Raw genomic sequence first — 23149 nt, 5'->3', positions numbered from 1 at the left:
AGACTTAGCTGCTGGTGAAGTTGCTCCTGTTGCTTTGACTGCTCCTGCAATCAACGGTTAATCTGAAACTGGGTTTAATAAGCTTAGTTAAATAAGAAAATACCCTCCAGAAATGGGGGGTATTTTTGTTTTGGGGTAAGCATTCAGCTATCAGTTAACAGCAATCAGCTTTTTGTATCGGTTAGTCCAAAAATCACCTATTGTTGACAGAGATCGTAAGTGTTCTACCGGACATGATATGAATCGCAAAAGCCAAAAGCCAAAAGCCAAAAGCCAAAAGTTAATATTCTCTAATATTCTGCTATATAAAACCTAGACAAAACTAGACTTTACTTTCTACTTCAACGGGAGCATGGGAGCAGTTATCCCTCAGTAGACTTTCACGCCTTAGCCAGACGCGATTGTGTTCCAATTAAGTTTCTGAAAAAGACTACCACCATCATTGCTTGGTTTTCGCGTCGGCAATAGTCTCAATTCAATACTTGATATCACCGTATTATATATCAAGTAGTTGATTTTTTCCTAAAAATATATTGATTTTTGTCAATATAAGTATAGTTTTGTCTATGAAATTGTCAACTTAGGACTTGCTCTAATATTCTCTCCCTGACTCCTGACTCCTGACTCCTATAACACCGATTCATTAATCGTAAGGGCGAAGCATTCGGACGGAATATGAACTGGTTTCAGCAATAGGTTATCACCCGAATGCTTCGCCCCTACAAGGTAAAAACAAATTACCTAGCATTACTGAATCGACGCTCTAGACCCTAGATAGATGCAGAAGCTGACGAGATTTGATGATTTGAATGTAATTCAGCATCTGCCGATGCTTCATTTACTCGAATAATTTTCGCTCCCAGTTGCTGTAACTTCATATCTAATCTGTCATAACCACGATCTAGGTGTTTTAGTCCTTGAATAGTGGTTTTTCCTTCTGCTGCTAGTCCAGCAATGACTAAAGCTGCGGATGCTCGTAAGTCTGTACCTATTACTGGTGCGCCGGATAACATTGGCACTCCGCGAACAAAGGCAGTATTACCTTTAACGCGAATATCTGCCCCCAAGCGGTTCAACTCAGAAGCATGGCGCAGCCGATTTTCAAACACAGATTCGTTAATGATACTGTCACCTTCGGCCAAAGTTAGCAAGGCCATAAACGGTGCTTGCATATCTGTGGGAAATCCCGGATGGGGTAAAGTATCAATATCTGTAGCTCTGAGTTTTTCGGCGGGTAAAACTCGCAAACAGTCTGAACCTTCTTCAATGATCGGTACACCAATATCTCGCAATTTGGCAATGACGGGAATTAGATGATCCGGTGCTACGGGAGACAGTAACAGTTCTGAACGAGTGATTGCGCCAGCGACTAAAAAAGTTCCTGTTTCAATGCGATCAGGAATAATTGTATAGTCGGTAGAATGTAATTTTTCGACACCAACAATGGTAATGGTACTTGTACCGGCACCTTGAATTTTTGCTCCCATTGAATTACAGAAGTTGGCTAAATCAACTACTTCTGGCTCTCTGGCTGCATTTTCAATAATGGTTTCCCCATCAGCTAAGGTAGCTGCCATCATTAAGGTTTCGGTTGCACCAACGCTGGGAGTATCTAAGTAAATTTTCGCCCCTTGCAATCTTTTATTGCTACCAGGAACGTAGGCATTACAAATACCATGCTCAATTTGCACCTCTGCCCCCATTGCTTGCAGTCCTCGGACGTGCAAATCAACTGGTCTCGCACCAATAGCACAACCCCCCGGTAATGGCATTTGTGCTACACCCAATCGCGCCAAAATTGGACCAATGGCAAAAAAACTGGCTCGCAGTTGGGTAACTAATTCATAGGGTGCTTTAGATGTGCTGATATCTATGGCATTGATATCTAACATATCCCCTTGTCTGGTTAAGGACAAACCTAAAGCGGATAAAACTTGCCCCATGCGTTCTACATCCGCCAATAAGGGGACATTGCGAATCCGACAATCTCCTGAACAAAGCAAAGCTCCAGCCATGATTACCAATGCTGAATTTTTTGCCCCGCTGATTCTTACATGACCTTGCAAAGAATGTCCACCCCAAATTTGCAAGACTGAGGAGTCTGCTTCAGGTGACAACTTGCCCTCTGGTAAGCTGCTAGAAGAATTAATAAGCCTACCTCCAAAAAATAAGTAACAATAAAGGTTTGAAGTTGGTTTCGATTCTACAGTAAAGAGTAGATTTGTCTACATTTTCTTTCTTTGGGCATTGGGCATTGGGCATTGGGCAAGATCAAGTCAAAAGTCAAAACTAAATAACTCTTTTCTCCCCTGCACCCTGTCCCCAGCCCCCCTGCTTCTTCCCCAGTCCCCAGTCCCCAGTCCCCAGTCCCCTGTTCCCTATAAAGAATTATATTGACAATTTTCAAGATTTACGCAATAATAGGAAATTGGTGATAAGATAATAAAAGCCAGCGGAACTGGCGGAATTGGCAGACGCGCTAGATTCAGGTTCTAGTGCCGCAAGGCTTCCGGGTTCAAGTCCCGGGTTCCGCATTATTAACATAATATTGGGTTTTAGATCATTCTAAAATCCGAAATCTAAAATTTAAAATCGTGCTGACCAGTTTACAAAATCCCCTAGTTAAGCAGATCCGCAAGTTGCACTCTACCAAAGAGAGGCATAGACAACAATTATTTTTATTGGAAGGGACGCACTTGTTAGAAGAAGCTTGTGCGGTTGATTATCCTTTAGATGTAGTTTGCTGTACTCCGCAATGGGAACAGACACATCCTCAATTATGGCAAGTGGCTTGTAATCAGTGTAATCGGGCAGAAATTGTCAGTACAGAAGTTTTAGCAGCGATCGCAACTACAGTACAACCAGATGGTGTGGTAGCGACTGCAAAACGGGGTGAACAGGAAAACCAAGTTCCTTGGAGTGGATTAGTTTTGGCTGTGGAAACTTTGCAAGATCCCGGTAATTTGGGAACTATTATTAGAACTGCGGCAGCTGCGGGTGCGTCGGGTTTATGGTTGAGTGATGATAGTGTTGATTTAGATAATCCCAAGGTTTTACGTGCATCTGCGGGGCAGTGGTTTCGTTTAAATAAGGCAGTAAGTGAAGATTTAAAAGCAACAGTTCAACAATGTCAGCAAGCGGGAATGCAAGTAATTGCGACTTTACCAACTGCGAGTTTAACTTATTGGGACGTAGATTGGCAAAAACCGAGTTTAATTTTACTGGGAAATGAAGGTGCTGGTTTGTCAGATGATTTAGCCGCAATGGCAGATACTCAAGTTAAAATTCCCCTTAGTCCTGGAGTAGAATCATTGAATGTGGCGATCGCCGCAGCTTTAATGTTATATGAAGCCCAGCGACAATTAACTCATAGGTGAACAATTCTTAATTTTTCGGTTTTTTGTCCTTTTGTGCTAAATATTGTTCAATATCCGCAACTGCATCTTCTAAAGCATCTAGATCAATATTGTCTGTGTCGTCACTGTTGTTATCGTTAAATGAATAAATTAATTAAAAAAATTATCATTGGTTTAAGTGCAGTTCTCATTGTTGTGAGTTTGATGGAATATAATATCCTATTTGCTGGCTCTGGTGAAGTTGTGGAAAGGGTAAGTGATGGTGATACATTGGTGTTAAGAGGTGCAGATAATCAAAAATTTACAGTTAGATTGGCTTGTGTGGATGCACCAGAAATACCTCACACCAACAAAGAAAAAAATAGTAGGCGGGTTCGGGATATAAATCAATTTAATTGGGGAGTAAAAGCACAAATACGGGTACAAGAATTGGTGAAACAGTCAGGCGATCGCGTGAAGTTGGGTATTATAGAAAGCGATCGCTATGGTAGAAAATTGGCAGAAGTGCGATTAAAAAATGGCACTTTTATCCAACAAGTTTTGTTAGAGGAAGGTTTAGCTAAAGTTTATCGTCCTTATTTAACCAAGTGTCCCAGTAAAGATATCATCCAACAGGCAGAAGCACAAGCACAACAGCAAAAGCTAGGAGTTTGGAATGATCGAAAATTTGTTGATCCTTGGGAATATCGGAAGTTTAGGAAGGCTAATTAACATGATGATAATTGCAGAAAATTAAATCTTAATTACAAATTATCAATTATCAATTATCAATTATCAATTATCAATTATCAATTATCAATTATGCAGTTTGCACCTCTATTTCCAATAGTTTACCGCATACTTCAACCAACTTTTCCCCACTGTCTTTGGTGTGGAGATAGTAAGACTAAAAAAATAGCACTTACTTTTGATGATGGTCCCCATCCTCAATACACACCCCAAGTATTGAAGGTTTTAGAACATTATAAAATTACAGCTAGTTTTTTTTGGTTGGGTGTTTGTGTTAACCGTTCACCCGATATTGCTAAAGCTGTTAAAGATAGAGGACATTGGATAGGGTTACATGGTTACGAACATCATTCATTTCCCACCCTGTCAGAAACTCAACTTAAACAGAGTTTAGAAAAAACCCAAACTGCAATTTATAATGCTTGTGAATTACAACCGGAACAAGTGAGAGATGTGCGTCCTCCTAACGGTTTTTTCACACCCAAAACATTACAATTATTTCAACAGTGGAATTATAGACCAGTGATGTGGAGTGTTGTTCCAGAAGACTGGGTGCGTCCTGGTGTTTCTATTGTTGTGAACCGAGTTTTAAAACAAGTTCAAAATGGATCATTAATAGTATTACATGATGGAGTTTGTGGTGGACAAGATGTAGCAGAAACTATCAAAATTTTGATTCCCCAACTGTTACAACAGGGTTATGAATTTATAACTGTTGATAAATTATGACAGTTATAGCAGGAGTCAGGAGTCAGGAGTAAAACCCTCTTGTAGTGGGAGGTTTTTTGAACATTTTTTTAACAATGGACAACTGAAAATTACCTCTTACTGGAAGTGAGAGAATTAGGAAATAGGCAATTTTTTATTTTCTCTCCTAGAAAGGAGAGGTTTTAAAACTTGAGTACAACAATTATCAATTGTCAATTGTCAATTTATAAAGATGAAACTGCACAAACCTGTAAACCAATAGGAGTTTGAATAATTAAAGATTCAACACCAAAAACTTCAGAAATATTACTTGGGTTTAACACAGTTTCCGGTGTACCAACTTCCCAAAGTTGACCTTGTTTTAATAAAGCAATTCTCGAACTATAACGAGCAGCTAAATTTAATTCATGTAAAACAGTGACGATAGTTAATTGTTGTTGGAGATTCAGATTTTTGAGTAATTCTAATAACTGAAGTTGATAATTGATATCTAAATAAGTAGTCGGTTCATCTAATAATAAAACCTTGGGTTCTTGTGCTAAAGCTAAAGCTAAAAAAGCCCGTTGTCTTTCACCTCCTGAGAGATTTTCTACTAGGCGATCGCTAAATTTTTCAAGTTGTGTTTTTTGAATTGCAGTTTCTACAATTTGTTTATCATTACCAGTTAATTCCCATTGCCACCATTTTTGATGAGGAGTTCTACCTAAACTAACTAATTGATGCACAGTTAACCCAGTAGGAACAGGTTGTTGTTGTGGTAAAAGAGCTAATTTCTGAGCAACTAAATTAGGTGGTTGAGAATGAATAGCTTTACCATCCAATAAAATTACTCCACCTTGAGGAGAGAGAATACGACTAACTAACTTTAATAAAGTAGACTTACCAGAACCATTAGCACCAACTAAACTCAACCATTCACCAGTTTGTAAAGACAAATTCACATCTTTAACAATGGGTAAAGCAGTGTAACCACCAGAGAGATTTTCTAATTCTAAAGGCATAGTTTTTAATTGATAATTGATAATTGATAATTGATAATTGATAATTCTAACCTAAACCACTGGAACGACGATAAAGTAACCAAATAAACAAAGGAGAACCTAACAAAGCAGTAACCGAACCAACAGGAAGTTCCACCGCACCGAGTCGCGCTAATAAATCTGCAAACATCAATAACCAAGCACCAGCAACAGCAGAAAAAGGCAAAACAAAACGGTTATCAGTTCCCACCATTAAACGTACAGCATGGGGAACAAGTAAACCCACAAAACCAATTAAACCAGCAATACTCACAGCACCAGCAGCTAATAAAGTGGCAACACCACCAATTAATAAACGAGAACGAAATAAAGAAACACCCAAACCCACAGTTAACTCATCACCCAAAGCCAAAACATTGAGCGATCGCGCTAACAAACAACCACATAATAAAGCCAAAATAATATAAGGACTAGCAGTAGAAATTTCTGGCCAACCACGACCATTTAAACTACCAACCAACCAACTTAAAGCAATTTGCACCTGACCATCTTCCGCCATTAATAATAACGTACTTTGCACAGAACCAAACAAAGCACTAACAGCAACACCGCCCAAAATTAACCTTTCTACAGAAATTCCTCCTGGAGAACGACCGAGGAAAATAACAAGAGCAGAAGTTAAAATTGCCCCCAACCAAGCAGCAAAAGGAATCGCAATAGGGAACACCTGCAAAACAATCATAATAATCACAATTAACCCAGCGCCCGCAGAAATTCCCAAGATAAAAGGGTCAGCCAAACTATTACGCAACATCCCCTGTAAAAGTGCGCCTGACATACCTAAAGCCGCCCCTACAACCATAGCAGCAATAATTCTCGGAAGTCGTAAATCCCAGAGAATAGTTTGTTTAATAGGGTCGCCTTCTCGAAATAAAGCTTGGTAAAAATCAACAAAATTAAAATTAACAGCACCTTGAGAAAGAGAGATAAAAAAAGTCAATCCCAAAGCACCGACCAGAAAAATAATAGACCAGAATAGACGATATTTAGTAAATAAACTCTGCATGGTTAGTAGTAAGGACTTCAGTCCTTTTATATTTTATTTTATATTTTACAATAAATCAAGGTTAAAAAGTTTGAAAAGTTTTTTATGTGAACATCAAAAATTGTAGTTAACCCTGGAAAATGAACACATTAAATAATCACATTTATATTTTAATACAGGTAGGGTGTTGCCAGAAAAATAATTAGTGTAGCCGAATTTAATAGATATTTGGGATTTTTGCTTCTGGATGGGGAATACTAAAATTAGATATTTCCTCACATCCGAGCAAACTTATACCAATATCAATACCTTCGCCAAAATCAAAAATATCTTGATTTGTAGGTTGGGTTGAGGAACGAAACCCAACAAATACGTTGAGTTTACAGCAGTTTTCATGTATTTGTACCACATCCTTCTTGTTATCTTCCTTTCTTCCTTTGCGCCTTTGCGTCTTTGCGTGAGATTAAAAAATGTGGTTCATTTACCTGAAAATCGCTGTAAGTTGGGTTTCACTTCGTTCAACCCAACCTACGGGAAAATGGCAAAGGTATTGTCATCTGTCAAAAACTTGACATTTATGGCGATGTGTTGTATATATGAAAAGTGTATCAAGAACATCGACACACATCTTCCGAACCTTGAAAACCTAATAAATTCGTTGACCTGTGTCGATTGCTTTTGTAGCAAGGCTTTTGACTCTTGAATGAGTCAGTTTTTTCTCAACAAGCACTGATTTTTTCTCAATAAAAAAAGGTGTGTAGATTGGGGTATCTGAAACCCTTGGTCAGTAAAGTTTCTAGAAGTAAACTCTTTACAAATCAACTTCCCCGCAAGGGGATGGAAACTCCCGGGATCAACTGCGCCAGGTTGTGGTCACAACCACCTTTACAAATCAACTTCCCCGCAAGGGGATGGAAACGCTCTCTTTGCTTTGGTGGCAATAAGAATCAAATCCACTTTCCAAATCAACTTCCCCGCAAGGGGATGGAAACAATTATTTACCAAAACCTAAACCAAAGCTTTGAGTAATGCTTGAAGTTTAAGCTGCACTTCAGCAAATTCTTTTTCAGGATCAGAACCGGCGACAATACCAGCACCTGCATAAAGTCTAGCGCGATCGCCATCAATTAAAGCTGAACGAATACCGACAATAAACTCACAATTTCCCTTTGCATCTACCCATCCCAAAGGTGCAGCATATAAACCCCTTTCAAATTTTTCATAACAGCGAATTTCTGCACAAGCAATATCTCTATCTGCACCGGCAACTGCTGGTGTAGGATGTAATTGGGCAACGATTTTTAAAGGGTGGACGTTAGCAGGTACTACCGCAGTAATGGGTGTCCATAAATGTTGAATATTAGATAATTGTCGCAGACGAGGGGCTAAAATTTGCGGAAATAAACCGAGTTGTGATAACCGTTGGGTGATAAAATCAATTACTAGGTTGTGTTCGTGTTTTTCTTTGGTACTATTAACTAAGTTGTTGGCATTGGCCGCATCTTCATTTGGTGTTTTACCTCTGGGGGCTGAACCTGCTAAAGCATCAGTAATGAGTTCCTGATTTTGAATACTAATTAACCGTTCTGGACTCGCACCTATAAAGTTTTGTCCTTTGCCATTGCTGATAGAAAAAACATAACAATTAGGATGGAAATGTCGCAGATTATTTAAAGATTTGAATAAGTTAAAAGAATTATATGATTTGACATCTAAAGCATCGGCTAAAACAATTTTTCTTAAATGTTTGGATTCAATTTTTTCTAAAGCTGATAGTACTGAATATTTAAAATTATCGGCATTATTAATCTTGGTTTTAATAAAATTGGCTGAAGAATGTTCAATGTTTGGCGATGATTTTACTAAAGATTGGAGAGTTTTAATTTTGTCCTGTAATTCCCGTAATATTGTTTGAATATTAATGTCAGCATGAATTAAATGATTCACAACTAAAGTGCAAGAAGAATTTTTGACTGCTACTTGTAATTTAGGCAGAAAAATAGTAGCAGATGAAAATGGATAATCTAAATAGTGATGCTGATCAAAAAAACTGAAGCTACAAAAAAAGTGAGTACCGGCAAAAGGTTGCCCCATTACAGGGTTTATATTGCCAAAATTAATGACGTTTTTGAGACAATCTTTGATAAATTCTTCGGTTTTATGAAATCTATTTTGACCACTAATATCTAATTTTTTGATAGCATCAATGGCTACAATAGCTTCACCTTTACTTCTGTTCTCAAAGTAAAAGTTTAATGTATTTTTTTGGGCAAACTTATCTAATACCACTAAAGGATCTATGAAATCAATTGCCAGGGAAATACTCACAATTTGCTGGCTACGCTGTTCATAGCACTTTTCTTGCACTGCTAACAGTAATTGATGCAAATCTTTATATTCTATAAAGAAACTGCTGCGACATGGTGAAATTGTCATGGATGTATAAGTTAATTTTTTTTAAGTTATCTTCCTAAAGTGTAATAAGTCATGGTCGTATTTCTATAGGTAGCATATTCTGTTACCATTAACCAGCCTCTAATTTGCTGGGTTCTGGTAAAACTGAAAACACATACTCTTGCATACTGCAAAATGTCAAGTCAAGTTTTGTTAACAGGAGGTAAACTATCAATCACAAAATTAGCATTTTTTGGTAATTTACTACCGTAAAATGTCTCAGCCAACTATAAAATCTAATTGATAAGTCAATTTTTAGTAATTTAATTTATCAAGACTGATGACTACAAATCAGATATCAATACCCAAAAATAAGTTATGGATGGCTGCTATCAAACCGCCAATGTACAGTGTTGCTATTATGCCTATATGGGTAGGTTCGGCGGTAGCATTTGCAGAAACTAAGATTTTTAATGGTTTAATATTTGCAGTTTTTATGACTGCGGCAATTTTAATTTTAGCTTGGGAAAATATCAGTAATGATGTTTTTGATGCAGAAACAGGTATTGATAAAAATAAACATCATTCTTTGGTGAATTTAACTGGTAATAAGCAGTTAATGTTTTGGTTAGGTAATTTGTGTTTAAGTTCGGGTTTGTTGGGGATAATAGCGATCGCCTTTTTACAAAAAGACCCTACTGTAATTGGTATAATCTTGCTATGCTGTGCTTTGGGTTATATGTACCAAGGACCTCCTTTTCGTTTAGGATACCAGGGTTTAGGTGAAATTCTTTGCTTTTTTGCCTTTGGACCATTGGGAATGACAGCAGCATATTACAGTCAAACTCAAACTTGGTCAATGACTAATTTAGCAGCTTCTGTGATTGTTGGTATTGTCACCAGTTTAGTTTTATTTTGTTCACATTTTCACCAAGTTAAGGATGATATAGCAGCAGGAAAGCGATCGCCTATTGTGCGGTTAGGTACAGAAAAAGGCGCACAGGTATTAGTTTGGTTTACAGCTAGTATTTATCCCTTATCTTTGTTATTAGTTGTGTTAGGAATTTTCCCCCTTTGGACTTTATTAAGTTGGCTAAGTTTACCTTTTGCGTTTAAATTATGTCGTCATGTTTTAGAAAATCATCACTTACCAGAAAAAGTTAGTAACTCTAAATTTATTGCTGTTGCTGTACATTTCTGGAGTTGCTTGTTATTTGGTATAGGATTTATGCTGGGATAATTGTAAGGAGTCGGGCGACGTAGGGGCAACGTAGGGGCGAAGCTTATGGGCGATAATTTAACGGAAAAATCAGAGATATAGATATCCCATAAGCTTCGACCTGCCCCCATACTGCCCCCATACATAAGTTCCATAATTTCTTTTCTGGAGATGTCTAATGGAAAGTTGATAATTTTTCAACATTGCATGAAACAATTGTCAATTGTCAATTGTCAATTATCTATTATCAATTGTTCAACATGAAATATCAATTTTCTTTTTGTAAGATTAGTCAAAAATTCACTCGTCCTGTGATTACCAATCATGGAGTTTGGGAAATACGAGAAAGTGTAATTATCAGACTGATTGATATAAAAGGTAAAATTAGTTGGGGGGAAATTGCCCCCATTTCTTGGTTTGGTTCGGAAACTTTAGAAGAAGCTTTATATTTTTGTCATCAACTACCAAGAGAAATTACATCAGAGATAATTTTTGAGATAATTTTGAAAATTCCCGATAAATTACCAGCTTGTCAATTTGGTTTTGAATCAGCACTAGAGAATTTACAAGAAAATCACGAATCTCTAAATTACCATCATCTGAATTTTAGCGGATTATTACCAGCAGGAAAAGCGGCTTTAAATCAATGGCAAAATTTATGGAAACAGGGTTATAAAACCTTTAAATGGAAAATTGGAGTTAATGATATAACCGAAGAATTAGCAATTTTAAATTTACTGATTGATCAATTACCAGAATCAGCAAAACTGCGGTTAGATGCTAATGGTGGACTTGATGATAATGCAGCTAAATTATGGTTAGAAAAATGCGATAATTTCCCCAATAAAATTGAATTTATTGAACAACCATTACCTGTAGATAAATTCTCAGAAATGCTGGAATTAAGTAATTATTATAGTACAAAAATTGCCTTAGATGAATCCGTAGCTACATTACAACAACTGGAAAATTGTTATCAACAAGGTTGGCGGAGTATTTTTGTCATTAAACCTGGTATAGTAGGTTCACCATCAAGGTTAAGAAAATTTTGCCAACAACATCAAATTGATGTGGTATTCTCATCTGTATTTGAAACTGCCATTGGTAGACAAGCTGCACTAAAATTAGCAGCAGAATTATCTAGCAATCATCGCGCAGTCGGTTTTGGTATCAATCACTATTTTACCGGTAGCATCCCAAATGTGTAAATTTATTTTTAACTAGGGAAATAAAATGCTCCAAGACTTGATATGATTGAACCGCAAAGGACGCAAAGCACACAAAGGTAAGAGATTATGAGAGATTTTTTAGTGTTGCTGCGTTCATTTTTCCTTTCATTGGGATACTCTCATTTTACCCAACTACAAGCAAACTGGCCTCAAAGTCTATGGAACAACCTTTAGAGTATTTAGAAAAACTCAAAAATCATCATTGGTTAATTGTTGATAATAGCCAGGAATTTTATCAAATAGCTACAGAATTATATTTAGAACTTTTAGAAATAATCGAATTATCTAAAAATACAACACTACCAAAAATCATTGTATCTGAACGCGAACCAGTGAGATTTTTAGCTTGTTTCATTGCTGCTTGTGCTGCAAAATGTCCAGTTTTTTTATGTAACCCAGACTGGGGAAAAAATGAATGGGAACAAGTTTTTAATTTGGTACAACCAGATATAGTTTGGGGAGATTGTTGTCAGTTTACTCCTCATTTACCAATTACCAATTACCAATTACCAATTACCAATTCTATCATGATTCCTACTGGTGGTTCATCGGGAAAGATTAAATTTACAATTCATACATGGGAAACATTAACCGCATCTGTGCAAGGTTTTACAGAGTATTTTCAGTTAAAAACAGTAAATTCTTTTTGTATTTTACCGCTGTATCATGTCAGTGGTTTAATGCAGTTTATGAGAAGTTTTACTACTGGTGGTAAATTAGTCATTACTCGATTTAAAGAAATTGAATTTCAACAAATACCAAATATTAATCCTTCAGAGTTTTTTATATCTTTAGTTCCTACTCAGTTACAAAGACTGCTGCAAAATACACAACTCACAAAATGGCTATCTGAGTTTGAAACTGTACTTTTAGGAGGTGCGCCAGCATGGGATGAATTGTTAGAAAAAGCAAGATTTCATCATATTAGGTTAGCACCTACTTATGGAATGACAGAAACAGCTTCTCAGGTTGCGACTTTGAAACCTGATGAATTTTTACAGGGTAATGTTAACAGTGGTAAAATTCTCCCCCATGCAGAAATTACTATTAATAATTTAACGGGAAATATTAATATTCAAGCTAAATCTTTGGCTTTAGGTTATTATCCCCAACTTTGGGAAAATAGGGATAGTTTAGTAGTAGATGATATTGGTTTTGTAGATGGAGATGGATATTTACATATTATTGGACGTAGTAGTAATAAAATTATTTCTGGTGGTGAAAATATTTATCCGATAGAAATTGAATCAGCGATTATAAAAACAAATATGGTAATTGATGTTTGTGTAATTGGTATACCTGATAAAGATTGGGGAGAAGCGTTAACAGCTATTTATATTCCTCAGCATTCAAATATTTCTATTTTAAATATTGAAAGTCAACTCAAGGATAAACTTAGTAGGTTTAAAATTCCTAAATATTGGATTTCTGTAGCAAATTTACCTCGTAATGAACAAGGTAAAATCAACCGTCAACAACTGCAACAAATAGCACTGGATTTTTTAGCTAAATCATCTCATTATTATGAATAATTAATCATCAATTATCAATTATCAATTATCAATTATCAATTATCAATTACATAATCTCTTCCCTTGACTTTCTTCTCTCAGCACCTTCTGCGTCTCTGCGGTTCGTTTCTAACCAAGAAATTATCTCTTCTGGTAATTCTTGCTTGGTTCTACTATTGACATCAATACAAACGTGGCGAGTAATTGCTTTAGCAACTATTACATCAGTTATGGTAATTTCATAAGTAATGTTAAATTTATCAATACTTATTTTTTGGGGTATTAAACTAATCATTAACTTGTCACCGCAATAAATCGGACGCAAAAAATCTACATTTGCATGAACGATGGGAAAAGCAACAGATGGATGTGTAAAAAAAGTTTTGATATTTATGCCAGAATGCCAAAGTGATTCTTCATAGGCTTCATGACAAATACTTAAAATATTGGCAAAATAAACGACTCCAGCAGCATCAGTATCGGCAAATCTTACAGTTCTTTGATATGTAAAAATCATCGACTAAAAATCCTCTATTAAAACAAAAAAACAGGTAAATTACATTTTCTGTAAGCAGTCAGCAGTCAGCTATCAGCAAAACTCATAAAAAACACAAATTACTGATAGCTGAATACTTACTAAGTTATTAACAATTTAATGGGATATATATATCTTCAGAACTGGGGTTAAGGTAAGGACGTTGTACATCAATTAAATGCTGTGCAAAGTGTTGGTTAATAATCTGTATACGTTCTTCAATGGCGTTTTTCCCTTTTTCCCAAGCTTCTAACAAAGCATTAGCAACTATTTGACAACGGTTCATCCCAAAACTTTCCTGGGCGGCAAATTTTTGGTTTGGTTCTTCTGCTAAACTCAGTCCAGGTGCTAAATATTTGGTAAATAGGGGAATTTCTGGGTGAAAATAAGATTGATTTTCTTGGTAAACTGTCTGAAGAATTTTGTGAATGATGGGGTAATCTTGTCTTTCAAAATAAAGTGTACCAGCATCATACCGCCCATAAGCACCGGGGTTATAAAGAACTTCAAAACTAAAGGGAATATGGTCGTTATTGAGTTGTTGTGTGAGGGTATCCATGAGAGCGATCGCACCTGATGGACTAAAATTAAAATAAATTCGCCCTACTCCTAGATTAGTCTCGGATGTATTTTGGCGTTGTTGTCCTAAATTACTAACCGCCACATAACAGTTATTTTGTAAACGGTTTTTTGGCATCCAAATTGCTATTAAATCACCTACTTTTATCGACTTTTTACTTGATTTGAGATAGCATTCTGGTTCAACATATAATGTTAACCCATTTTTAGTTACTGCTAGAGTTTTATCTGGTTCTCGTCTTAATACTTCCCAATTAGAATCATAGTTACCTATACCATGATTATTTTGGTGTAATTGCTCATAAAAATCCCAATCAATACCCACATTATAATTTTGCTCTAAACTTTTCTGTTGTGAGTTCTGTTGTGAGTAATTACCATCTTCGGCATTGACTGATAAAACAGTTTGCAGCGAACCATTATAATAAATACCGTGGAGAAAATTCCGCAATAGTAAAGCCAGATATTTATGTTGTAAATCTGGTGAATTGTGTTTAAATCTATTCGCTACTGTCGCTGGCAGTGCAAAAGGTTGATAATTGGGATGTTGAATACAAAAGTTTGGGGCAATCTGAATATTGCTGGCAATATCAAATAAAGAATTGAGAATTTGATTAGTAGAGTTATCTAACATGAAGAAATTGCACCTCCAAATTTGAATATCATCTAAAATACTACCTAAAATACTACCTAAAATATTACCTAAAATACTAACAACCACGTAGGCGAGTTTTTTCGTAATAAATCCGTAGTAGTTGTTTTTCTTTTTCAGGTTTAGCTTTGGTGTTTAATCCGGTTACTGATTGGAGAATTTCTGCTTCGGAACTGCCGAAAATAGTTAATACTGCTTGTTCAGGCATAATTAACAAACTTTTGGCAACTTCTAGCATACACAGGTGGGTATTATCAAAGTATTTGTGATACTCAATCATGTTTTGAATTTGGTGAGTTAGTGCCAAACCTGTAAACTGAATCACTCGCAGAATAAAGTCCCGACGGTAATCCAAAATTATGGGAAAAGCATGAAGATAAGCGTGGATAACTGCCAAAATTGAAGGTTGAATAACTTCTAAGGGAATGATTGCCAAATTTAGAGATTCTTCTAAATTTAAACTGGGATCTACTACTAAACTAGAAAGCCAAATTTTGACATAGCTTCCTAGTAAAGTACCTAAATCAAAGGCTGGATCTCCCCAAGTGCAAGCTTCCCAATCAATTAATCTTACCAAACAGTTATCTAGATTTTGCCAACGGGAATGCACCAAAATATTGTTTAATTGTAAATCGTTGTGAGTTAAACAACAAGGTTTCCATTCATAAGCTAAATCGGCGATCGCTGATTCTAAACTTTCATATTGTTGATAGAGTGTATGCAATTTGAGTGCTTCTGTAGGAATATTGCCAAAAATATCTTGATTTATTGATCCTATTCCTTGCGCTGGGTTGTAATAGTGATAGCGAAACTGTCCTTGGGGAGCAGTATTCATAAAATCACGATACTCTCGTTTTTGGAAAGTAGAACGATGTAACACCGCTAATGTATTACCAATGGCGGTGGCAATTTCAATGGGGAAAATACTGTTATTTTCGTAAAATTTCCCCAGTTCCATATATTCGCTGAGGTAACTACGAACCAGGATATAATTTTCTGCATCAAAATGGACCAATAATGATGCGATCGCCGAAATATTCCCCAGCACTGGAAATTTATCCAGTAATTGATGAAACAGCCACTCATTAAAAAATTCATGGGGACTGCTATCAAAATTCCTGCATCGTTCTTGTTTAACCAGAAGTTTACGATTATCTGCCAGCTTCACCAGTAAATTCCGATTATTACCGCCACTTTCTGGTAAATCAGATTCATATAATGCGCCATCTTCTGAGCTACACAGACCTGCTTTGTGCAGATACTGGATAACATTTTGAGAAGACAGTGATAATATCATGTATTAATTTCCTAGTTGCTTAAATTGCTGAAAGAATTACTTAGGTATGCCTTGATTTCCTCTGCTTAGGATTAGGTAGATAGCTACAATAGCGCAAACATTAATAAAGATTGCTACTATCTAGTAATATCCTATTTATTTCAGGAAAACCTGCCAATATGGCAAATTTACCTTTATTTTTCCTTTAAAGTATACTGAAGATACCATAAAATCTTTACACTATTGATAATACTAACTCTAGTATATATAGAGTTCTTTGTTTAAATCTTGTTAATCGTAATTTTTACTAACAATTTAATAATTGCTAGTTCATATCCTTTGCTCTCAAGGATTTTTTTTATCCATACCCTCAATGTGTCATAAAAATCACGCCTTTATTTATAATATAATTGTACTAAAATCAGGCTTACTAGGAACAGTATGTTTCAAATTTAACAGTATTTGTGGTCATCTGGGCGAAAATTCGCCTGTAAAGACCAAATTTACTCACTAACTTTTATCTTTACTGATACAGCAGATTGCATATCAACGAGGTACAGAATCAAAATTGAAACCTAGACACATTCGCCAGTTTCACTCCTGACTCCTGCCTCCTGCCTCCTGCCTCCTGCCTTCGTTAAATTTGATTCAATATGACTACTAATGTCACGATCCCAAAAATAATCATCAATCCCCCAGGCATAAATTTCCGTGTTTTAGCCAATCTAATGGAAAAGAAAAATACTAACACACCAATAACAAAAGCTGCTACACTTAAACCCCAGCTTTGTCCTTGAAGTTGGCAGTAAGCAGCAAAGATAATGAATAAGCCACTAATTATACCACTAATTAAGGAAACTTTGCTCTTGGCTTGGATGTAGCCAATGATTCCACCTAATAATGCTAAAATGCCGTAGCCAAAAGCGGCAACTATACCTAAATTCATTGTTACAGCCTGTGTTGATTTGGATTTTACTTTTAGATTGAGCAGACAAATACAGTTAATTGATGGATGATCAAGGAATGTCTACCGTAAATACTTCGTCTTACACCAAAGTTCAATTCTTCCAACGCCAAGCAGCGTCTCTTTTAATTTACCAATCAGTTCTTAAAGGCGAAGTAGCGATCGCATTTCTTGATCTGCTGCAAGCTATACGTTACACTGACGCAGATGGGCGCGACTGTCTCCAAGCTTACGGTAATTATTTTCAAGCTTTGGCAGCCAGTAAACAAACCTGGGAAGAATACTTAATTAAACAAATTCTCATTGCGGATAACCCCTTTACCAGACTAGCTCAACAGCGAGAATTTACTGATTTACCACCAGCCTTAATTGCAGCAGCCCAGCATGATTTACAAGCCTTACAAAATTTATATGAATGTAATAGTGCTGTTTTAAGTGAGTGGGTGCAAGTGGTATCTCATTTGCCAGTTTCCCCAGTCGTCTGGTATCAAGAACCCCAAGCAGTAGAAGTTGATACTGATTTAATCAGCACTTTACAACAATTAGATACTTGGGCTGATGCTGTTGAAGACTTAGCCGCTTATTATCAACAGCATGGCACTGGTTTATTTGCCCAATATCGCGCTTTTAGGTGGCAAGATGGGCAGTTTTTAGGTATACTCTATCCTGATCCAGTTAAACTAGATACATTAGTAGGTTACGATTGGCAAAAAGATGCTTTGTTAAAAAATACCCTGTTTTTATTGTCAGGACAACCAGCACTGCACGTATTACTATACGGTAGTCGCGGTTCTGGTAAGTCATCTTTAGTAAAATCTTTATTAAACGAATATAGCGACAAAAACCTGCGCTTAATCGAAGTGGCAAAATCAGAATTACAAAACTTACCAAAAATTGTTGAATATTTACGAGGAGTGCCGCAAAAATTTATTATCTTTGTCGATGATCTTTCCTTCGAGGAAGATGATGATGCTTTTAAAGCACTAAAAGTAGTTTTAGAAGGCAGCTTAACCGCTAGACCAGAAAATGTAATTGTTTATGCTACATCCAACCGTCGGCACTTGATTAGAGAGTATTTTAATGATAGACCTACCCCCAAGGATAACGAAGAAGTCCATGCTTGGGATACAATGCAGGAAAAGCTTTCCTTTAGCGATCGCTTTGGTTTAACATTAACCTTTGAAGCCGCAGATCAAAAAACATATTTACACATTGTTCAGCATTTAGCAGTACAAACAGGCATTAATCTTAAACCCGAAGATTTAGAATTTCAAGCTTTACAATGGGCAACTCGTCATAATGGCCGTTCTGGCCGCACAGCACGGCAGTTTATTGACTTCTTAAAAGCAGATTTAGCTGTGTATGGTAATAATAAAAATAGACTGTAATTAATTTACAGCAATCAGCAGTCAGCTTTTAAAACTCTTAACTTAGCGACAGCTATACTATTAAATTTTTAAATACAGCAGATTGCAGATCCATGAGGTACAGAATCTAAATTGAAACCTATACACTAAGCTAGTTTTACTCCTGACTCCGGTTGGTGAGCGAAGCCGAACCACTGACTCCTGCTGTAACACACCCTGACTTTCAATAAAATGTGAACAATAATGACCTTAATAACTACTGATTCTCACCAGATTAATAAGCTAAAAACCAGCAAAATGCAATCAGGAATAGTAAGCAATAAAGTGATTTTAGGGGTATCAGCCTTTAGTGTAAGTTTTGGTTTAAGTCTTGTTCCCAACTGGGATTTTACTCAAGCCTTAGTTACTGGAATCATTACCGTACTTGCCACCTATTCAGCCGCCTTATTTGTGGATAAAAGACGCAGAAATTATGAACTGATGGTTTTAAGTTCTCTCTATAGAAAAATTAGAGAATTGGAAGGCTTAAAATATCGCATTGCCAGAGAATTAGAACAAGTACAACAACATAAAATTCTTCTCTATACAGAATCACAGCAACTACAAAATCAAATCGCAGAATCTCGTAATCAAAGAGATAATTTACATCGAGAAATAGGTAATTTTGCTGGACAAAAAAAGCATTTGGAGCTAGAAATTAATAGTATAAAAAATGCCATAGACAAATTAGAAGGCAGCACAATAGAACTCAAAAAATCTTGTTCTGAACTAGCAGCAGAAAAACGCCGTTTAGAGCTAAATTGTAACGTATCCCGTTCAGAAATAACCCAATTACAAGCCCAAATAGAAGCATTTAAGCAAGAAAAAGAAGAAATCGAAAATCACCTGATTCTCTCCAATAGACTCAAACCCCAACTAGAAGAAAAACTCTATGAACTCAGAATAGAAATCCAAGACTTAGAAAGCAAAGTCTTCACTAAAAATAACTTATTAAAAGAGACAATTAACGCCCAAGAAAATCTAGAAAATAAACTGAAAAATTTACAAAATCAAAAACAAGCACAACAGGCAGAAATTAGCCAATTACACAATCAAATTTCCTTATTACAAGATGAGCGAGACTTATTACAAAACCAAGTTTGGGAACTACTGCAAAACATAGAAAACCTCAATCAAGAACCATTATCTGATAATACCCAGGAAAATGAAGTTGAATTATTTCCCTTTGATGAATTACTAGAACCTATAGAAGAAAAGCTACCTTCAGAATGGAGGAATTTTTTAGCACAAATGCCAACCCATCAAATTCAGGTATTAAAAGCCATAATCGAACAAGATAATCCCCAAGCTATTATTAAACAAATTGCCGAGGCACAAATCACCATGCCTAATTTATTAATTGATGCTATCAATGAAATCGCCAAAAATACTATTGGTGAATTAATTATTGAAACAGCAGAAGACAAACCGGAAATTTACCCAGAACATCTGCTCAATGTCCAAAAAATTATAGTAATTCATGAAGATTAGAGAAATAAATAGCCCTCATTTATAAACTAATTTTAACCAAACTAATTTTAACCAAACTAATTTTAACCATTGATTGAATAGAAAAAATTGTACTTTTATGATATAATATATTATGCTTTCAAGGAAAAATCAATTAATAACAAACACTAATACAAACTACATGAGCAAACAGAAAATATCAAAAAAAGTATCCACAGCTTTAATCAATTCCCTGGGTGCAGGAGTAGTTCCCAGAACCGGAATTGAACATATAGCCGTAGGTAGAGAAAAAGAACTAAATAGCCTCTTACAAAATCTCAATGATATAGCAGAAGGTGTAGCTGCATTTCGGTTTATAATTGGTAATTACGGTTCAGGAAAAAGCTTCATGCTACAGATGATTCGTAACCATGCAATGGAGCAAGGATTTGTAGTTGCTGATGTTGATTTATCCTCTGGAAGAAGACTAGGAGGAAGCAACAATGAAGGTTTAGCAACCTATCGAGAATTAATGAGTCGTTTAGCTACAAAAACCCGTCCTGATGGTGGTGCTTTAATTTCCATTTTAGAAGGATGGATTAATAAAATTCAGCAAGAAGTAGCCAAAGAAACAGGAATGCGTCCCAATGATGTAGGTTTTGATGACCAATTAGAAAACAAAATTCGGGAAGTAATTCATTATATTGAAGACTTAGTTCATGGCTTTGATTTTGGTAGTGTCATTATTGCTTATTGGCGCAGTTATCGCTTAGATGATGAAGAATTAAAAAACGCCTCCCTACGCTGGTTAAGAGGAGAATTTAACACCAAAACTGAAGCTAGAGCAGCTTTAGGAGTGCGTGTCATTATTGATGATGAAACTTGGTATGATTATATGAAATTATTAGCTAAATTCGTTGCAGAAATCGGCTATAAAGGACTGTTAATTTTAATAGATGAAGCAGTAAATTTATATCAAATATCCACTACAGTTACTCGTGAAAAGAACTATAATAGACTCTTGGGAATGTTTAACGATACCATGCAATGTAAAGCCGAAAATCTGGGGATTTTCATTGGTGGAACTACTCAATTTTTAGAAGACCCAAACCGGGGACTTTTTGCCGATCCAGCTTGGCGCAGACGCACCAAAGAAAGCCGATTTGTTACCCAAGCTAATGTACAAGAATACATCGGGCCTGTGATGCGTCTGCACCCCTTAACAGAAACAGAGATACTTACACTTTTCCAAAGATTAACAGAAATTCATGCCTTAAATTTTGGTTATGAACCAAGATTAAAAGAGACAGATTTAAAAGAATTTGTCCAAGAAATTGTGACTCGCTTAGGTGCAGAAGCTTTATTAACACCAGGGGAAATAATTCGGGATTTTATTAGTGTGTTAAATGTTCTTTATCAAAACCCAGAAATTAAATTCTCTGAATTAATTCACGGTGATAATTTTCAACTTACGGTAGCAGGTAAAGATAGCTATTTAGATGATGATGCTGCCGAATTTAGTTTATGATTATTTCGTTTTTTTCGATGGTGTGACTGTTACAAAGCTGACTACTGTTAGCGTAACTTACCGTATGACTCCTACGTCTTCACGCAAGCCATAGGTGTTAGCTGAATGCTTACAGGTTTTAAACCTTGAATGAAAAAATTGTCAATTGTCAATTATCAATTATCAATTGATAACTTACTCTTTTGTAATTGGTAAACCAAGCCATTCACTAAGTTCTTGTGCTAACCAATCTAATTCTATGGTACTAACAGAAAACATATTATTTTGACTGGTATTAATTTCATACTTTGTCAGCCCCGCCCAGATAATTAAACAGGGATGAGGAGCAAGATTATAATATATACTACCACGCTCCAAACGAATAATATTCTTTCTGTGACTGGGAAGAGGATGATAGCGCCTCATACCAAATAAGTCATAACATAAAGAAATTTCTCGTTTATTGATATACAGTCTTTTTTTGCCAAATAAAGACAGTAGAACGATAAAAATCAATAGGAATATATTAAGTGTAGGTAGCAAAGGTGAAAGGATACCAAATATAGGTGAAAAAATCGAAAAAACAATAGAAAGCGGTAAAACGGTCGTAAAATACCAAACAAACATCACCCCTACCTTAGACATTCCTGATTTGGGGGGAATGAGAATTTCTATAAACTCAGCATTTTTATTTAACATCACCTGACTACCAAAAGGCTTTTCTAAAATCAAATTAGATGTCCTTACTGGAGCAGGAATTTTATTAATAGGTACTTGTAGAGCTTGTAAAGCTTGATCCGCAGAAGTAAAACGTTTACTCAACATCGGTTGTGTCATTCTCCGCAACCAATTACTAAAATCACGACTAATATTTGCAGCTTCTTCAAATTTAATGACTAAATCTTGTTGCGGTAAATCTGCTGGATGTTGACCTGTAACTAAATAAATTAAAGTTGCACCCAAACCATACAAGTCAGAAGCAGGACTAGCTTTACCACTAAATTGTTCAGGTGGCATATATCCATAACTACCCACAACAGTCATGGTACTATTACTTCTAACAATAGTTTGCACTGAACCAAAATCAACTAAATAAACATCACCAACACTATTACCAGAGCGATTTGTTAATAATATATTGCTCGGTTTAATATCACGATGAATTACTGGTGGTTGCTGACTGTGTAAATATTTGAGAATTTCTAGCAATGCAGTTGCTAATTGTTTAACTTCTTTTTCACTAAAACTGCGTCCTGCTTTCAGTTGCATTTCCAAAGATTCAGCAGGAATATAACTTTGTACCAGTGCAAATCCTTTGTAGTTTGGTGTGTCTAATTCAAAATAATCTAAATATTGAGGAATAGCAGGATGAGAAAGTGATTTGAGGGTTTCTGCTTCCCGCTCAAATAACTTTAAATCGTGCCATTGAAAATCATCATCAAATGTTAGTAATTTCACTACTACCAGTTCTTGGGTTTGTAAGTCACGAGTTAACAGTGTCCTCCTTCCTGCTTTTTTACCTAGTTGTTGCTGGACTTCGTAGCGTTCTAATAACGTCTCTTTGGTAATATCACCTGCATCTTGATTTATCATTTTCCTAATTTTACAAC

Annotated in this window: 20 protein-coding genes, 1 tRNA gene and 1 CRISPR repeat array; of the genes, 11 read left to right on the top strand and 10 right to left on the bottom strand. The window is 36.0% G+C overall.

Annotated features, from left to right (window positions below; all coding sequences use genetic code 11):
- Window positions 1–770: 770 nt before the first annotated feature.
- Window positions 771–2150, bottom strand: a complete 1380-nt coding sequence (gene murA, locus H6F45_RS19425) for a UDP-N-acetylglucosamine 1-carboxyvinyltransferase (RefSeq protein WP_096567413.1) — start codon at window positions 2148–2150, stop codon at window positions 771–773.
- A gap of 97 nt (window positions 2151–2247) precedes the next feature.
- On the opposite strand from murA, the gene H6F45_RS19420 reads away from it, so the two are divergent.
- The 5 genes from H6F45_RS19420 (at window position 2248) to H6F45_RS19400 (ending at window position 4814) form a co-directional block, all read left to right on the top strand.
- A complete protein-coding gene (locus H6F45_RS19420; RefSeq protein WP_190348124.1) occupies window positions 2248–2397 on the top strand; it encodes a hypothetical protein in 150 nt (49 codons plus the stop codon).
- Between the two features lie 55 nt (window positions 2398–2452).
- Window positions 2453–2534: transfer RNA gene (locus tag H6F45_RS19415), tRNA-Leu, on the top strand.
- Window positions 2535–2594: 60 nt separating this feature from the next.
- Window positions 2595–3377 (top strand): RNA methyltransferase, encoded by a 783-nt coding sequence (locus tag H6F45_RS19410; protein WP_096567412.1) that lies wholly within the window; start codon window positions 2595–2597, stop codon window positions 3375–3377.
- A 120-nt stretch (window positions 3378–3497) separates the two neighbouring features.
- Window positions 3498–4067 (top strand): thermonuclease family protein, encoded by a 570-nt coding sequence (locus H6F45_RS19405; protein WP_190348123.1) that lies wholly within the window; start codon window positions 3498–3500, stop codon window positions 4065–4067.
- A 90-nt stretch (window positions 4068–4157) separates the two neighbouring features.
- The gene (locus tag H6F45_RS19400; RefSeq protein WP_190348122.1) at window positions 4158–4814 is read left to right on the top strand and encodes a polysaccharide deacetylase family protein; all 657 of its coding nucleotides are present in this window, start codon (window positions 4158–4160) and stop codon (window positions 4812–4814) included.
- Between the two features lie 203 nt (window positions 4815–5017).
- On the opposite strand, the gene H6F45_RS19395 is transcribed toward H6F45_RS19400, so the two are convergent.
- From H6F45_RS19395 to H6F45_RS19380, 4 genes are all read right to left on the bottom strand, one after another.
- Window positions 5018–5794 carry an ABC transporter ATP-binding protein gene (locus H6F45_RS19395; RefSeq protein WP_137666749.1) on the bottom strand — a complete coding sequence of 259 codons (777 nt, stop codon included), beginning with the start codon at window positions 5792–5794 and terminating at the stop codon, window positions 5018–5020.
- Window positions 5795–5840: 46 nt separating this feature from the next.
- Window positions 5841–6839 (bottom strand): iron ABC transporter permease, encoded by a 999-nt coding sequence (locus H6F45_RS19390; protein WP_137666750.1) that lies wholly within the window; start codon window positions 6837–6839, stop codon window positions 5841–5843.
- Between the two features lie 196 nt (window positions 6840–7035).
- Window positions 7036–7227 carry a hypothetical protein gene (locus H6F45_RS19385; RefSeq protein ID WP_137666751.1) on the bottom strand — a complete coding sequence of 64 codons (192 nt, stop codon included), beginning with the start codon at window positions 7225–7227 and terminating at the stop codon, window positions 7036–7038.
- Between the two features lie 398 nt (window positions 7228–7625).
- Window positions 7626–7810: a CRISPR direct-repeat array (repeat unit 31 nt; unit sequence CAAATCAACTTCCCCGCAAGGGGATGGAAAC).
- Between the two features lie 16 nt (window positions 7811–7826).
- Window positions 7827–9254, bottom strand: coding sequence for an isochorismate synthase (locus H6F45_RS19380; protein WP_190348121.1), 1428 nt, complete (start codon window positions 9252–9254; stop codon window positions 7827–7829).
- Between the two features lie 298 nt (window positions 9255–9552).
- Here H6F45_RS19380 and menA point away from each other — a divergent pair, with 298 nt between their 5' ends.
- The 3 genes from menA (at window position 9553) to H6F45_RS19365 (ending at window position 13192) form a co-directional block, all read left to right on the top strand.
- The gene (gene menA / locus H6F45_RS19375; RefSeq protein WP_190348120.1) at window positions 9553–10452 is read left to right on the top strand and encodes a 2-carboxy-1,4-naphthoquinone phytyltransferase; all 900 of its coding nucleotides are present in this window, start codon (window positions 9553–9555) and stop codon (window positions 10450–10452) included.
- 239 nt (window positions 10453–10691) lie between these two features.
- The gene (locus H6F45_RS19370; protein WP_190348119.1) at window positions 10692–11639 is read left to right on the top strand and encodes an o-succinylbenzoate synthase; all 948 of its coding nucleotides are present in this window, start codon (window positions 10692–10694) and stop codon (window positions 11637–11639) included.
- 179 nt (window positions 11640–11818) lie between these two features.
- Window positions 11819–13192, top strand: coding sequence for a 2-succinylbenzoate--CoA ligase (locus H6F45_RS19365; protein ID WP_190348118.1), 1374 nt, complete (start codon window positions 11819–11821; stop codon window positions 13190–13192).
- Between the two features lie 46 nt (window positions 13193–13238).
- Here the strand turns inward: H6F45_RS19365 and H6F45_RS19360 are convergent, their stop codons facing one another.
- From H6F45_RS19360 to H6F45_RS19345, 4 genes are all read right to left on the bottom strand, one after another.
- Complete coding sequence (locus H6F45_RS19360; RefSeq protein ID WP_137666755.1) at window positions 13239–13688, bottom strand: thioesterase family protein; 450 nt, start codon at window positions 13686–13688, stop codon at window positions 13239–13241.
- A 127-nt stretch (window positions 13689–13815) separates the two neighbouring features.
- A complete protein-coding gene (locus tag H6F45_RS19355; protein ID WP_137666767.1) occupies window positions 13816–14919 on the bottom strand; it encodes a T3SS effector HopA1 family protein in 1104 nt (367 codons plus the stop codon).
- Window positions 14920–14995: 76 nt separating this feature from the next.
- Window positions 14996–16234 (bottom strand): aminoglycoside phosphotransferase family protein, encoded by a 1239-nt coding sequence (locus tag H6F45_RS19350; RefSeq protein ID WP_190348117.1) that lies wholly within the window; start codon window positions 16232–16234, stop codon window positions 14996–14998.
- Between the two features lie 616 nt (window positions 16235–16850).
- On the bottom strand, window positions 16851–17159 hold the full coding sequence (locus H6F45_RS19345) for a TMEM14 family protein (RefSeq protein WP_096567388.1): 309 nt from the start codon (window positions 17157–17159) through the stop codon (window positions 16851–16853).
- 77 nt (window positions 17160–17236) lie between these two features.
- Here H6F45_RS19345 and H6F45_RS19340 point away from each other — a divergent pair, with 77 nt between their 5' ends.
- From H6F45_RS19340 to H6F45_RS19330, 3 genes are all read left to right on the top strand, one after another.
- A complete protein-coding gene (locus H6F45_RS19340; RefSeq protein WP_190348116.1) occupies window positions 17237–18565 on the top strand; it encodes an ATP-binding protein in 1329 nt (442 codons plus the stop codon).
- A 222-nt stretch (window positions 18566–18787) separates the two neighbouring features.
- A complete protein-coding gene (locus tag H6F45_RS19335; protein WP_242052680.1) occupies window positions 18788–20074 on the top strand; it encodes a tellurite resistance TerB C-terminal domain-containing protein in 1287 nt (428 codons plus the stop codon).
- Window positions 20075–20234: 160 nt separating this feature from the next.
- Window positions 20235–21560, top strand: a complete 1326-nt coding sequence (locus tag H6F45_RS19330) for an ATP-binding protein (protein ID WP_190348115.1) — start codon at window positions 20235–20237, stop codon at window positions 21558–21560.
- Window positions 21561–21734: 174 nt separating this feature from the next.
- Here H6F45_RS19330 and H6F45_RS19325 read toward each other — a convergent pair whose 3' ends face one another.
- Complete coding sequence (locus H6F45_RS19325; RefSeq protein WP_190348114.1) at window positions 21735–23132, bottom strand: serine/threonine-protein kinase; 1398 nt, start codon at window positions 23130–23132, stop codon at window positions 21735–21737.
- Window positions 23133–23149: the final 17 nt, after the last annotated feature.

It is taken from the genome of Sphaerospermopsis sp. FACHB-1194 (assembly GCF_014696235.1).
Classification (GTDB): Bacteria; Cyanobacteriota; Cyanobacteriia; order Cyanobacteriales; family Nostocaceae; genus Sphaerospermopsis; species Sphaerospermopsis kisseleviana.
Note: the sequence above shows the minus strand (reverse complement) of the source record. Positions and strands in the feature narration are given on the sequence as shown.